Origin of the sequence: Pseudomonas sp. MH10 (assembly GCF_034353045.1) — a bacterium.
Classification (GTDB): domain Bacteria; phylum Pseudomonadota; class Gammaproteobacteria; order Pseudomonadales; family Pseudomonadaceae; genus Aquipseudomonas.
The window spans coordinates 1,942,501-1,955,328 of record NZ_CP133783.1; the positions used below are offsets into that span (position 1 = coordinate 1,942,501).

Sequence of the window (12,828 nt, forward strand, 5' to 3'; positions counted from 1 at the left end):
TCTGAGCCATGATCAAACTCTTCAGTTCAAACATCTTTGGGTTTTTAAAAAACCCTAAATTTAGCTCAGCAATCGTTGGTTATTCTTTGATTTCTCGCGGAGTAACTGGTGACTGCTGATAATCAGTTGACTTCAGTCTTACGGCACAAGCACCCACACGAATTGCTTGATTCAATTGTTAAAGAGCGGTGGGTTGATTCTTTCGTCTCAACCGAGGCGCGCATTCTACAGCAGCGCCTGTTACTGTCAAGCGGTTATTTCAAACACGTTTCAAAGTTTCCTTTGCAACTTCAACCACTTGCGCTTCGATCAACTTCGCGTCTCTCGTCAGCGGGAGGCGAATTCTACAGCGTTTCAACTCGCTGTCAACTGCCTTTTTTCACCGCTTCCGATCACCGCGATCGAAGCCTCTTCCTCGCTGAAAAATCTGGCTAACTCATTGATTACCAAGGAGTTTCCGTTTCATCTGCTCCGGAAGAGGTGCGAATTATAGGCCCAGGAAAAGTTACGTCAAGAGTTAATCCAAACTTTGCACAAATGAACTGTAAATCATCTCCTATATAGGATGGCAAAACTCATTTGAGCAATATATTGCTCAAGTCGGGTGAATTCCGCATCATATGGCCTGCCTCAGGCACCCTTCTCAAGATGACCGTGGACGATCAACCGCAATGAATGAGCAACCCCGCAACCTCGCCTCGATAGTATTCCCGGTGAGCATGCTCCTCATCGCCATGGCTTCGATTCAAACCGGCGCGTCACTGGCCAAGACCCTCTTCCCCTTGGTGGGCGCACAAGGCACCACCACGTTGAGGCTAACGTTCGCCAGTGTGATGCTGTTATTAATCCTGCGACCGTGGCGCGCGCAGCTTACGGCCAAATCGCTACGAACCGTTGTCGTTTATGGAATCGCCTTGGGCGGTATGAATTTCCTCTTCTATATGTCACTGCGCACCGTACCTCTGGGTATCGCCGTCGCCTTGGAATTCACCGGACCGCTAACCGTCGCGCTGTTCTCATCACGCAAAGCCATCGACTTTGTGTGGATCGTCTTGGCCACCCTCGGCTTGCTCCTACTGGTACCAATGGGCGCAGGCAGTGGGAATATCGACCTCATTGGGATGGGTTATGCGCTAGGCGCTGGGGTTTGCTGGGCTCTGTATATAGTGTTCGGCCAGAAAGCGGGGGCGGACAACGGGATTCAGACAGCGGCGTTAGGCGTTTTGATAGCGGCGATATTCATTGCCCCCATCGGAATCGTTCACGCAGGCTCTGCCTTACTTAATCCGGCACTGATTCCTACCGCACTCGGCGTAGCAATCTTGTCCACGGCACTGCCTTACAGCCTAGAAATGATGGCGCTGACCCGCTTGCCTGCTCGCACGTTCGGTACGTTGGCGAGCATCGAGCCGGCCTTAGGCGCGCTGTCCGGCCTGATTTTCTTGCATGAGAACCTGACACTGACCCAATGGCTGGCAGTTGGCTCGATCATCTTCGCTTCTGTAGGCGCGACACTGACGATGCGCTCTAAATCGCCAATACTCGTGCCAGCAGACTGAGGCTAGTTGGTTGGCTGCAAGAAGATGTTACTAGCATTTGTATTCCGGTTGAGCCATGTTGAGCCTGCGGCGCAGACCCCACGGGGAATCTCACTTGACCAGGACGTCACAGCCGCATCATGTTGACAGGCGAATTCAGCTGGGCACTGGCATTAATCAGTTCGCCAGAGTAAGGACAGTAATGAAATACATTTTGATAATTCTGGCGGCGCTGGCGCTCGTCAGTTGTGCAGCGACAAGTAAACACATCAGACACAGCAAGCGTGGAATACATATCAACTGCTCTGGCCTGACCTCCTCCTGGGACAAGTGCTATGAGATGGCGGCCACCACATGCGGTGTCAATGGTTACAGGGTCATCGCCAAATCCGGTGACGCGATGGAAGATCCGGGAGATTATCCGTTCGGTCTCAATCCAGCAGGCTTTACCAGCCGTAGCATGATTGTATTTTGCAAATAGCGGTCACTCGCCAGCTTCTTGAGCTTCAATTTGCCCCACGAGCAAATCGTAGCTGGCGTCGAGAACTTCTTGTTGAAGAGCTGGGCTCGATAACATTCGAGCCACTACCAACGCCCCAATACATTGCGCCAATACCGCCCATGCGAGGCGCTCACAACCCATCGTAAGCGCCCACGCTTGCTGTAACCGGGAAAGCCAGTACTCGGCTTTTTCACGCACAGCCACATCCGCTCTGGCGATTTCCGCTCCCAACACCGGAAGGACACAGCCCTTTTGGGGGTTCAAGACGTGAGCCATGTTCAGGTACTGCTTCAGACAGCGTTCCAGTTTCGGCCGGTCCAGCTCACCGTCGGGATTCAACAATCGCAAGCTATTACCCAGCTCTCTTTCAACAATGGCGCTGAACAATTCGTCTTTTGACGAAAAATGACCATAGAACGCCCCACCGCTCAAACCTATCGCACTCATAAAACCATCAATACCAACTGCCGCGAAGCCTTGCTCTTTCGCCAGCTCGCCGCTGCTTTGCAGCAGCTTTTGCCGGGTTTGTTCTTTATGAACGACTGAATAACGCACATGACCTCCGATAGGTGACCGCCTTGACGCAGGCAAAAGCGTAGCATAACGTTCGTTAGGTAAACGATCGTTTATCCAAGAGGAACAACCATGACAGATGATTCGAACAAGAAGAAAGTCATACTGGTAGTCGGCGCAGGTGACGCAACGGGGGGTGCAATCGCCAAACGATTTGCGCGCGAAGGCTACATCACCTGCGTGACGCGGCGCAGCGCGGACAAACTCCAGCCATTGGTAGACGCCATTAATGCCGAAGGCGGCCAAGCCTATGGTTTTGCGTCGGACGCTCGCAAAGAAGAAGACGTCATCGCGTTGGTCGAACAGATCGAAACTGAGATCGGTCCAATTGAGGCATTTGTCTTTAACATTGGCGCCAACGTGCCTTGCAGCATCCTTGAAGAAACGGCGCGCAAGTATTTCAAGATCTGGGAAATGGCTTGTTTCTCGGGTTTTTTGAATGGACGCGAAGTCGCCAAACGCATGGTGAAGCGCCAGCGGGGAACCATTCTCTTCACCGGAGCTACAGCAGGCTTGCGAGGTGCGGCGGGATTCGCTGCATTTGCCGGGGCGAAACACGGCATTCGTGCCTTGGCGCAAAGCATGGCGCGTGAATTGGGACCGCTCAATGTGCATGTGGCCCATGTGGTAGTGGACGGCGCCATCGACACCGATTTCATACGCACTAATTTCCCAGATCGCTACGCACTTAAAGACGAGGATGGCATCCTGAACCCAGAGCACATCGCCGATAACTATTGGTTCTTACACAGCCAGCCACGCGACGCCTGGACCTTTGAACTGGATTTGCGGCCCTGGAGTGAACACTGGTAACGCGCCCACACCAAAAACAAAAACAACAACAAACAGGGATATCGACAATGAACAAAACGGTAGATTTCTTCTTCGATGTGGGCAGTCCCACCAGTTACCTGGCCTACACCCAACTTAAAAAAATCTGTGCAGAGACCGGCAGCGATCTAATTTATCGGCCCATGCTGCTGGGCGGCGTGTTCAAGGCAACCAGTAACGCTTCGCCCCTTACCGTTCCCGCCAAGGCTCAGTACATGCTTAAAGACATGGACCGATTCGCCAAGCGCTACGACGTGCCGCTACGCTTCAATCCGCATTTTCCAATCAACACGCTCAACCTGATGCGCGCAGCGGCCGGCATGCAGTTGCACCAGCCTGAACGTTTTCTGGCGTTCATTGACTGCCTATTCACTGCACTGTGGATTGACGGGCTTAACCTCAATGACACGGCGGTGGTTGCCAGTGTTTTAAAAGAAAACGGCTTTGATCCAGACTTGGTCTTTGGCTGGGTCAACGATCCTGAGGTCAAGGAACGGCTCAAAGTCACGACAGACCTGGCACTGCAGCGCGGCGTATTCGGTGCGCCCAGCATGTGTGTCGGTGATGACTTGTTCTTTGGTCAAGACCGGTTGGATTTCGTTCGCGAAGCCTTGAGCTGACCTAAACGTCGATCACCAGGCGACCCCGCGCAGTGCCGCCTTCAATAAGGTCATAGGCGTCCTGTGCGGTGTCCAGCGTGAAACGCCGATCATCCAGCAGAGGTTTTATTTGACCGGCCTCGATTAACCGCGTCGCCTCTCGCAGGATATCGCCATGATGGCGGCGCCCTTTGCCTGTCAACAAAGGTAACAAGGTGAACACGCCTGAGTAGGTTGCAGCCCGAAGCGACAATGGCGCCAAGCTATGCGTGCCCCAACCGAGGCAACTGACAACGTGCCCACCGGAGGCCCTGGCAGCGGTAGGGAAATTCTGCCGCCGTCGATTCATGCCGATAAGACGCTACAACGCTATAGTAAACATTCCAAAACAGCATGAACCAAAAAAATGGACAAGCTCAATGCAATGTCGGTCTTCGTTCGTGTGGTTGAGCGCGGAAGTTTTACGGCGGTCGCCAAAGAGCTGCAGACCACCCAACCCACTATTAGCAAATTCATCCGGGCGCTGGAAATCGGCCTGGGCGGCAAATTGATCGCACGCAGTACACGCCGGTTGTCTCTGACCGATGAAGGCAAGCGTTATTACGATCAGTGCTGTGGGATCCTGGCCGCAGTGGATGCCGCTGAGCACAGCTTTCAAACCGGACGTGAGACGGTGGCTGGTGCGCTAAGAGTCGGGTCGTCTGTGAGTTTTGGGCGCACACAGATTGCGTCACGCCTAGGGGACTTTCTGCGGCGTTATCCTGACGTGCAGATAGATTTGCAACTCAGCGATCAAAACCAGGACTTGGTGGCCGAAGGATTGGACGTCACGTTTCGAATGGGCGACCTCAGCGACAGTGGCCTGATCGCCCGGCAAGTGGGCACCACACACCGGATCACCGTCGCGGCCCCCGATTACCTTGCTCGCAATGGCACGCCCGAAACGCCTGAGGTGTTAAGTCAACACAATTGCCTGCTGTTCAACCTGCTCGCAACGCAAAATCAATGGCGCTACGAAAAAGGTCAACAAACGCATTCGGTTCGAGTTAAAGGAAACGCGCAAAGCAACAGCTCGGAAGCCATCAGGGAAATGGTCTTGGCCGGATTGGGGATTTCGCTGTCGCCGACTTGGCTGTTTCAAGACGACTTGCTCGCGGGCCGAGCGGTGGCAATTTTGCAGGACTACCTCCCTGATCCGTTGCCGATCTACGCCCTGTCGCCGGCAAACCGTCGGCAATCAGCCCGTGTAAGAGCGTTAGTGGATTACATGGCGTAAGTCTTGGCCTGACGCCGCAGGTTCAAACCTGCGACGTCATGACGACCATCAAATCGCGACAGTACGTACGCGTAGCCACTCAAGTCCCGGCCCTTGTAACAAAGGGCTCAGACGCTCATTCACCTGAGCGTGGTAGTCGTTGAGCCAATCGCGCTCCTCCTGAGCCAATAACGATACTTCCAGGCAACGAGTGTCAATCGGGCACAGGGTCAAGGTCTCAAACTTGAGAAATTCGCCAAACTCGGTTTTCCCCGCTTCGCGGTTTAACACCAGGTTCTCGATCCGCACGCCCCAACGTCCTGGACGATAAGTACCTGGCTCGATCGACGTGATCATTCCTGGCTGCATCGCCGTGTGCGGAGCGGCCGGTACCTGGTACGCAATCACCTGCGGACCTTCATGAACGTTGAGGAAATACCCAACGCCATGGCCAGTGCCGTGGCCGTAATCGACACCCTCTGCCCAGATCGGCGCTCGTGCGATGGCGTCCAGCAACGGTGATGCAATCCCCCGGGGGAAATGAGCCCGCGACAACGCGATTACTCCTTTAAGAACACGGGTGCAATCTCGCTTCTGCTCGGCGCTCGGGGTGCCAATGGGCACCATGCGCGTTATGTCAGTCGTGCCGCCCAGGTACTGGCCGCCTGAGTCGATCAACAACAAGCCATCACCTTCTATTTGCGCATGCTCTTGCTCGGTGGCGCGGTAATGCGGCATTGCGCCGTTGCCGTTGAACCCGGCAATAGTGGCAAAGCTCGCCGAAACGTAGCCGGGACGACGCGCTCGCGCCTGACCCAGATGAAGGTCGACCGATAATTCGCTGACAGGTTCATGACCAAGCGCCGACTCCAGCCAAGCAAAAAACTCACAAAGCGCGGCGCCGTCCTGTTCCATCGCCTGGCGAATATGTTGGGCGTCGGTGTGGCTCTTTTGCGACTTGAACAAAGTGGTTGGGTTGAGCCCTTCGATCAGTGTGACCTCGGCGCTGAGGTGATCAAGCAGGCCGCAGGTGACACGCGCCGGATCGATCAACAATCGAGCCTCAAGCGGAACCTCACGCAGGGCCGAAGCGACCTTGGTGTACTCGACCAATGTAACGCCCTCGCCTTCCAGCGTCTGGCGAAGATCAGCATCCATTTTGGCGGAATCAACAAACAGGTTGATGCGCTGCGGGCCGATCAACGCGAAGGAAACGAACACTGGATTGTAGGAAACATCTGCACCCCGCAGATTGAACAGCCAAGCGATGTCATCCAGCGTTGCAATAAAATGCCAATCTGCACCGCGCTCTTGCAGCACCTGACGGACTTTCGTCAGCTTTTCAGCTCGGCTTACGCTGGCCTGAGGCGGCAGGTGTTGATAAATAGCATTGGTCGGTAAGCCGGGCCGATCGAGCCACACTTCACTGAGCAAATCGAAGTCCGTGCGTAAGCTGGCGCCGCGCTCGTACAACTTGGCGGCCAACGTACGGGACGACGCCACGGCTAATACCGCGCCGTCCACTGCAACAGTGCTTTGATCGTTGGCGTTTTCCGCCAACCAATCCAACGCTGTCGGCTGGCCCGGCAGCAATTTCATCAACTCAATGCCGCTGCCTGCCAGCTCTTTACCGGCCTGTTCCCAGTAACGACTGTCGACCCACAAACCGGCGAAATCCGGGGTCACGATCAAGGTACCCACCGAACCGTGAAAACCTGAAAGCCATTGCCGCCCCTGCCAATAGCCCGGCAGGTATTCAGAAAGATGCGGGTCTGCGGACGGCACCAGATAAGCGTCAATACGCTCCCGACTCATCAACGCGCGAACCTGCGCCAAACGTTCTGTGACCACTCCATTGGTTGTTAACTGCGTACTCATTGCTTCTCCCGCTAGACCGGTTAGTGGCGTGTCCCGGTCCAGATAATGGAGCAGCACTCACGCCTGAGCAACTGCCCAGAACGCAGGCTGGCTCAACGAAGCTTTTATCAGCTGCGCAGCACGGTCAACATCCTGATCAGTGGTAAAGCGCCCAATGCTCAACCGAATGGTCTGACGCGCCGACGAGTCATCAAGACCTATCGCAAGCAACACATGCGAGGGCGTGTTGCTTGCTGAATTGCAGGCCGACGTTGAAGAAAAGGCCAAGGATTGACTCAACCCGCCTAGATCAAGGTCGCCTTGGCCGAACGTTAAGCTCAGGGTGTGAGGCACACGTTGGAGCTGACTGCCATTAATGCGCAAACCCGGAATGTCGATCAGGAGCTGACGCAAGCGTTGCTGCAGCGCGGCGATCCGGGAAATTTCTTGATCGAACACCTGCTCTGCCAACTTGAAAGCCGCGCCCATGCCTGCGATTTGATGGGTCGCCAGTGTGCCCGAGCGCAAGCCATTCTCATGCCCGCCGCCGTGAATTTGTGCGTGTAATTGGCCTTCTGCGCGAGGACCTACATAAAGGGCACCAATACCTTTGGGGCCATAGACTTTATGGGCAGAGAACGACATCAGGTCCACCGCCAACTCTCCCAGATTAATCCTGACCTTACCTGCGCCTTGAGCCGCATCGACATGAAACAGCGCGCCCTGCTGACGAACCAGGGCGCCGATCCCAGCAACGTCGTTAACGCTGCCAAGTTCATTATTGACCAACATTAGAGACACCAGAAAAGTGTCAGGTCTCAGTGCAGCAGCCACGGCGGCTGGGGAGATGACACCGCTCGCATCCGGCGTCAGGTAAGTCACCTCATACCCGGCAGCCTGCAATTGTCGCGCGGTATCGAGAATAGCCTTGTGTTCAATTTGACTGGTAATAATGTGGCCGCCGTGCCGCGCTGTACCTTGAGCGAAGCCCTTAAGCGCCAAATTGTTCGATTCAGTAGCGCCAGAGGTCCAAATGATCTGGCTGGCCTGTGCGCCAACAAGGTCAGCCACGTGTTGCCGAGCCTGCTCCACCGATTGCCGCGCCGATTGGCCGTACGCATGAGAACTGGATGCCGGGTTTCCGAAATTCCCGGAAGCCCCCAAGCACCGGACCATGACCTCAATGACCTGCTCGTCCACAGGCGTGGTAGCGGCGTAGTCGAAATACAGCGGAAGATTTTTCATAGACTATTTTCTCTGAGGCGCACACCTCAGAAAGCAAAGGCGTTTGCGTGAAGCCGAAGCGTCGATAATGCCTGAGCCTGCATAGATCTAAAAATTATTAATTAGCATTTGTATATTACTAAAACGCATAGACTGCCTTTCGCGAACCCATGTCTACTCCCGCCCAGTCCCGTGGAGTAAAACCACGTCGAAAATTCATAACGTGCTTTTCGTGATAAACACACTCAATTAAATAGTGCGGACCACTTGTTACACCCATTCGCACATTAACTTCTTTAATAAAAACCAACTACACTCGTACGCGCACCTCCCGCCAAAACATCAAACTTACTACTGAACTTTTCCCTCCATGCTGTTTGTTTAAGGCGTCTAAAAACCGTCGCCGCACCGTGACGGTGCACACGATGTTTTTTTGACGGTCAACAAAATCAATGAGTTACAAATGCTAACAAACCGTTTATCAAAAATTTAACAGTTATTTGACGAAATAATTTGACAGGACGCACCGCGCCATCGATATATATGCCTGTCAGACGATTCATTGCTAATGCAGCAGTGCCAAAGAGCAGTGCGCACGTCACGTCTGGTCAACACCACTTGTAGTTCTGCCCACAAGACTTTAACTAGCGGGAAGGTGCGATTTTCCAGCGCCTGTGGGGTCCCGTTGATTGTTTGAATCATAAAAATTCAACTGAGCATGCTCGGTCAAGCGGTAGCTTTGCCTGTTCATTGATGCGTTGCCGAGTGTTTGAACGAGCGCGTAAGAACTCCAAACAGCTGTACTTCGCAAACCATGAACGACTGGATCAACTGATTCGGGCGGTAGCGTGGTGAGACGGTTGCGATTGCATCACTGCACTTTCCACTTTGCCAATGACTCAATCGCAATAATTGCCCCTGTACCTGACGACACCTTGATTCATCACTTTCCACAAGAGTCCTATGCGATGCCTTTATCTTTTGCCATTGATGAACAGCACGTAAAACAGCTGGCCAATGAGATCGATAACAACGGGTTTGCCACCCTGAACGGCGTCGTGGGCGAAGCCGAGCTCGCGCAATTGCGCGCCTACACAGAGCTTCACGCCAGTCAGCACCCTGGCGAATATTTTGCCTACCACGGCGAGCAGGCATTGGCCGACAGTCTCCTGGTCAACATCTGGGCCGACCCAGGGTTCAAAGCACTTCTGGCCCGCTTGTACCGGCAGGCCGCAGGCAAGCAAGCACCCAGTGACCAAATTTTCCCGGTGCTGCGCTGCGTACAAGGAAACCAAGGGCGACGCGAATCAAACAGCTTCCATTTCGACGCCAGTCTGGTGACCGCACTGGTCCCGATTTTTATTCCCGAGCACGGCGAAGAGCGCGGAGATTTGATTGTGTTTCCAAACGTGCGCCGGGTGCGTTCGTTGGTGCTGTTTAACGTGATTGAAAAAGCCTTACTGCAAAATCGTTTCAGTCGAAAGTTAATTTGTATGGCGCTGGATCGCGGTTGGTTCAAAGCTGAAACGTTGCAACTTGAACCGGGCAATATCTATTTTTTCTGGGGCTATCGGTCGTTGCATGCCAACCGCCCTGTCAGTCCGAACCTGAAACGCGCGACCGCAATCTTTCATTTCGGTGATCCGCACACCGGCAGTTTGGCTACCCGGTTGATTCTTAAATTCAATCAGCGCCGCGCTCGCCTGGTGAGCGAAAAAACCGGAAGCCCACCCACTCAATCAACGCCCAGTTAAAAGAGCTTTCAAGTGGGGAAATGAGTATTCAACGTCAGACACGGAGGCTTCGATGATCAATGTGACCAAGACCTATCTGGGCGATATAAACAAATTCAAAACATACGTGGACGGCATTTATGCACGCGGCTGGTTGACCAATCACGGGCCGCTGGTGACTGAGCTTGAACAACGGCTTAAGGACTACTTGGGCGTAAAGCACGTTCTGCTGACCAATAACGGGACGTTGGCGCTGCAAGTTGCTTATCGCGCGCTGGGTTTGACCGGCAGCGCGGTCACGACGCCTTTTAGCTTTGTCGCTACCAGCAGTTCATTGCAGTGGGAAGGCATTCGACCGATCTTCGCCGACATCGACGACGGCACTTGGAATATCTCCCCCGAACATATTGAAAGCCGAATTGTGTCGGACACAACGGCCATTGTTGGCACCCACGTATTCGGAAACCCGTGCGCGGTCGAACGCATTGAACAGATCGCCCTAAAACACAAACTCAAAGTGGTTTATGACGGCGCTCATGCGTTTGCGGTCCGCCATGCGGGGAAGTCAGTACTCAACTGGGGCGACATCAGCACCTTGAGTTTCCACGCCACCAAACTGTTCCACACCATAGAAGGCGGCGCGATCATCACTAACGATGACGAACTGGCCCGAAAAGTGTACTTGCTGTGCAATTTCGGAATTGCCGGCGTCGACACCATCGAAGGCATCGGCATCAACGCCAAGATGAATGAATTCTCGGCGGCGATGGGCCTGTGCATTCTTGATGACCTGGAAAATATTCTTGAAAAGCGCGCTGAAATTGCCCACCGCTACCAATCGCGCTTAGGCGACTACCTGGACTTGCAGCAGCCCGAACCCTATAGCGAACTCAACCATAGCTACTTCCCTGTTGGTTTGACCGGCGAACAACAATTACTGCGCGTGCGCGGGGCGCTCAACGACAAAGGCATCAACCCTCGGCGTTACTTCTATCCGTCTCTGGACACCCTCGATTATTTACAACCGCAAGCCGCCCAGAGCACATCCCGGGCGTTGGCTCAACGCGTGCTTTGCCTGCCGATCTACCCAGGGTTGGCGCAGGAAGACCAGGACAAGGTGATCGACACCTTGATTACAGAATGCACCCGGGGCCGCGTCAGCTATGACGACTCCGTCCTCGCTCAGGTTATTTAAGCGCCATGCCGAGAAAACTCTCCGTCATCAGAAACACCATGTTGAGCTACGCCGGACAGGCGTATGCGTTGTTGGTGGGTATTCTGATCATGCCTTTTTACCTCGGCCATCTCGGGGCTGAAGCCTACGGCCTGATCGGATTTTTCTCGGTGATGCAAGCGTGGTTGCAGTTGCTCGACGCGGGTTTATCGCCCAGCCTTGTGCGTGCAGTCGCCCACCAACAAGGCCTGGCGAATCAAGAACGAAGTGCCGGTCATTTGCTGCGCTCATTTGAAATCATGTTTTTGCCCATGGCTGCGGTCTGCACCTTGGTGATTTATGCGGCCAGCCCGTGGGTCGCAGCGCAGTGGCTGAACGCACAGACCCTGGATCAGGAAACCCTTGTCAGTTGCATCAGCATGATGGGCGTGATCATTGCGCTGCGCTTGTATGCCACGCTTTATAAAAGCGGCATCCAAGGCCTGGAACAACACGCGTGGTTGAACATCGCTAACGTGATTATTGCCACCCTGCGCTATTTTGGCGGCTTGCTGCTGGTGAGCATGTTGTCACAGGACCCTCGAGATTTTTTCGAATTTCAAGTTGCGGTGGGGCTGGTTGAAGCGTTAATTTTCGGCGCCCGGGCCTACCAGCAGTTGCCCGCCCCGCATCTGTTCAGCGGCTTTAACTGGTCACTGGTCAAACCGATTATTCCATTTGCCGCCAGCATGTCGCTGACCACCGTGCTGTGGATCGTGCTGACACAAATGGACAAGGTGCTGCTGTCCGAAATGCTCCTGCTCAAGGAATACGGTTATTTCTCGCTGGTCGCGCTGATTACCACCGGCATTCTGATGCTGGCCAACCCGCTGGCGCAAACCTTGCTGCCGCGCTTGACGGTGTTGATGGCCGAAGGTCGCGAGGACGACATGCACGCGTTGTTTCTCGGCGCCAGCCGCTTCGTTTGCACCCTGCTGTTTCCATTGGCCGCGGTGATCGGCTTCCATGCCGAGCCGCTGATTTTTGCCTGGACCGGTGATCAGGTCGCCGCTCATTGGAGCCGCTCAATATTGCTCTGGTACGCACTGGGCAGCGCAATCATGGCCGCCAGTTCGTTTCAGTTCTACTTACAGTACGCCCACGCCAAGCTCACCTTGCATGTTTGGTACAGCGTGGTATCGGCAATCGTCACCGTGCCAGTGATGTTTCTGGCGGTCCATTACCAGGGTGCATATGGCGCCGCCCTGGCGTGGTTCGGCCTACGTCTGGTGTCTTTCGTCATTTGGCCGTCAATTGTTCACAACCGCTTGGCCCCCGCAATTCACGGTCCTTGGGTGCACGACATCGTGCGCATCACCCTAATGACCGCCGTTGGCATCGCCGTCAGCGAACCGCTGTTCCGCATGATCGCCGGTCAAGACCGTATCACCACCTTCCTGGGCCTCGCTGTCAGCGGTTTCATTACGTTGATGTTGGTGGCCATGAGTCACAAACCGTTAGCCGCAAAACTTTATGTCCTGTTAAGCAAACCGAGTACATAAG

At 54.3% G+C, this 12,828-nt stretch carries 11 protein-coding genes, 1 rRNA gene and 1 pseudogene (1 of these 13 only partly in view); 8 read left to right on the plus strand and 5 right to left on the minus strand.

Annotation, left to right across the window (positions count from 1 at the left end; all coding sequences use genetic code 11):
• Positions 1-28, minus strand: a 16S ribosomal RNA gene (locus tag RHM59_RS08755); it reaches 1,511 nt to the left of the window's first position.
• Between the two features lie 643 nt (positions 29-671).
• On the opposite strand from RHM59_RS08755, the gene rhtA reads away from it, so the two are divergent.
• Positions 672-1,559 carry a threonine/homoserine exporter RhtA gene (gene rhtA / locus RHM59_RS08760; RefSeq protein WP_322286418.1) on the plus strand — a complete coding sequence of 296 codons (888 nt, stop codon included), beginning with the start codon at positions 672-674 and terminating at the stop codon, positions 1,557-1,559.
• Positions 1,560-1,740: 181 nt separating this feature from the next.
• On the plus strand, positions 1,741-2,019 hold the full coding sequence (locus RHM59_RS08765; RefSeq protein ID WP_322165224.1) for a hypothetical protein: 279 nt from the start codon (positions 1,741-1,743) through the stop codon (positions 2,017-2,019).
• 3 nt (positions 2,020-2,022) lie between these two features.
• On the opposite strand, the gene RHM59_RS08770 is transcribed toward RHM59_RS08765, so the two are convergent.
• Positions 2,023-2,595: a TetR/AcrR family transcriptional regulator gene (locus RHM59_RS08770; RefSeq protein ID WP_322165225.1), complete on the minus strand. Its 573-nt coding sequence runs from the start codon at positions 2,593-2,595 to the stop codon at positions 2,023-2,025.
• 90 nt (positions 2,596-2,685) lie between these two features.
• Here RHM59_RS08770 and RHM59_RS08775 point away from each other — a divergent pair, with 90 nt between their 5' ends.
• Entirely contained in the window at positions 2,686-3,426 is a 741-nt protein-coding gene (locus tag RHM59_RS08775) for an SDR family oxidoreductase (protein WP_322165226.1), read from the plus strand.
• Between the two features lie 47 nt (positions 3,427-3,473).
• The gene (locus RHM59_RS08780; RefSeq protein WP_322165227.1) at positions 3,474-4,064 is read left to right on the plus strand and encodes a 2-hydroxychromene-2-carboxylate isomerase; all 591 of its coding nucleotides are present in this window, start codon (positions 3,474-3,476) and stop codon (positions 4,062-4,064) included.
• A gap of 1 nt (position 4,065) precedes the next feature.
• Here the strand turns inward: RHM59_RS08780 and RHM59_RS08785 are convergent.
• A pseudogene (locus RHM59_RS08785) lies at positions 4,066-4,362 on the minus strand (zinc-binding dehydrogenase); the annotation flags it as partial.
• Positions 4,363-4,449: 87 nt separating this feature from the next.
• Here RHM59_RS08785 and RHM59_RS08790 point away from each other — a divergent pair.
• Positions 4,450-5,319 carry a LysR family transcriptional regulator gene (locus RHM59_RS08790; RefSeq protein ID WP_322286419.1) on the plus strand — a complete coding sequence of 290 codons (870 nt, stop codon included), beginning with the start codon at positions 4,450-4,452 and terminating at the stop codon, positions 5,317-5,319.
• 48 nt (positions 5,320-5,367) lie between these two features.
• On the opposite strand, the gene RHM59_RS08795 is transcribed toward RHM59_RS08790, so the two are convergent.
• Together RHM59_RS08795 and RHM59_RS08800 are read right to left on the minus strand one after the other, a co-directional pair.
• On the minus strand, positions 5,368-7,176 hold the full coding sequence (locus RHM59_RS08795; RefSeq protein WP_322165229.1) for an aminopeptidase P family protein: 1,809 nt from the start codon (positions 7,174-7,176) through the stop codon (positions 5,368-5,370).
• 57 nt (positions 7,177-7,233) lie between these two features.
• The gene (locus RHM59_RS08800) at positions 7,234-8,400 is read right to left on the minus strand and encodes a cysteine desulfurase family protein (protein WP_322286420.1); all 1,167 of its coding nucleotides are present in this window, start codon (positions 8,398-8,400) and stop codon (positions 7,234-7,236) included.
• 947 nt (positions 8,401-9,347) lie between these two features.
• On the opposite strand from RHM59_RS08800, the gene RHM59_RS08805 reads away from it, so the two are divergent.
• Genes RHM59_RS08805 through RHM59_RS08815 form a run of 3 tightly spaced genes read left to right on the plus strand, consistent with a single transcriptional unit; the run spans position 9,348 to position 12,827 of the window.
• Complete coding sequence (locus RHM59_RS08805) at positions 9,348-10,133, plus strand: hypothetical protein (RefSeq protein WP_322165231.1); 786 nt, start codon at positions 9,348-9,350, stop codon at positions 10,131-10,133.
• Between the two features lie 52 nt (positions 10,134-10,185).
• The gene (locus RHM59_RS08810) at positions 10,186-11,307 is read left to right on the plus strand and encodes a DegT/DnrJ/EryC1/StrS family aminotransferase (RefSeq protein ID WP_322165232.1); all 1,122 of its coding nucleotides are present in this window, start codon (positions 10,186-10,188) and stop codon (positions 11,305-11,307) included.
• Between the two features lie 5 nt (positions 11,308-11,312).
• Positions 11,313-12,827: a lipopolysaccharide biosynthesis protein gene (locus RHM59_RS08815; protein ID WP_322165233.1), complete on the plus strand. Its 1,515-nt coding sequence runs from the start codon at positions 11,313-11,315 to the stop codon at positions 12,825-12,827.
• Position 12,828: the final 1 nt, after the last annotated feature.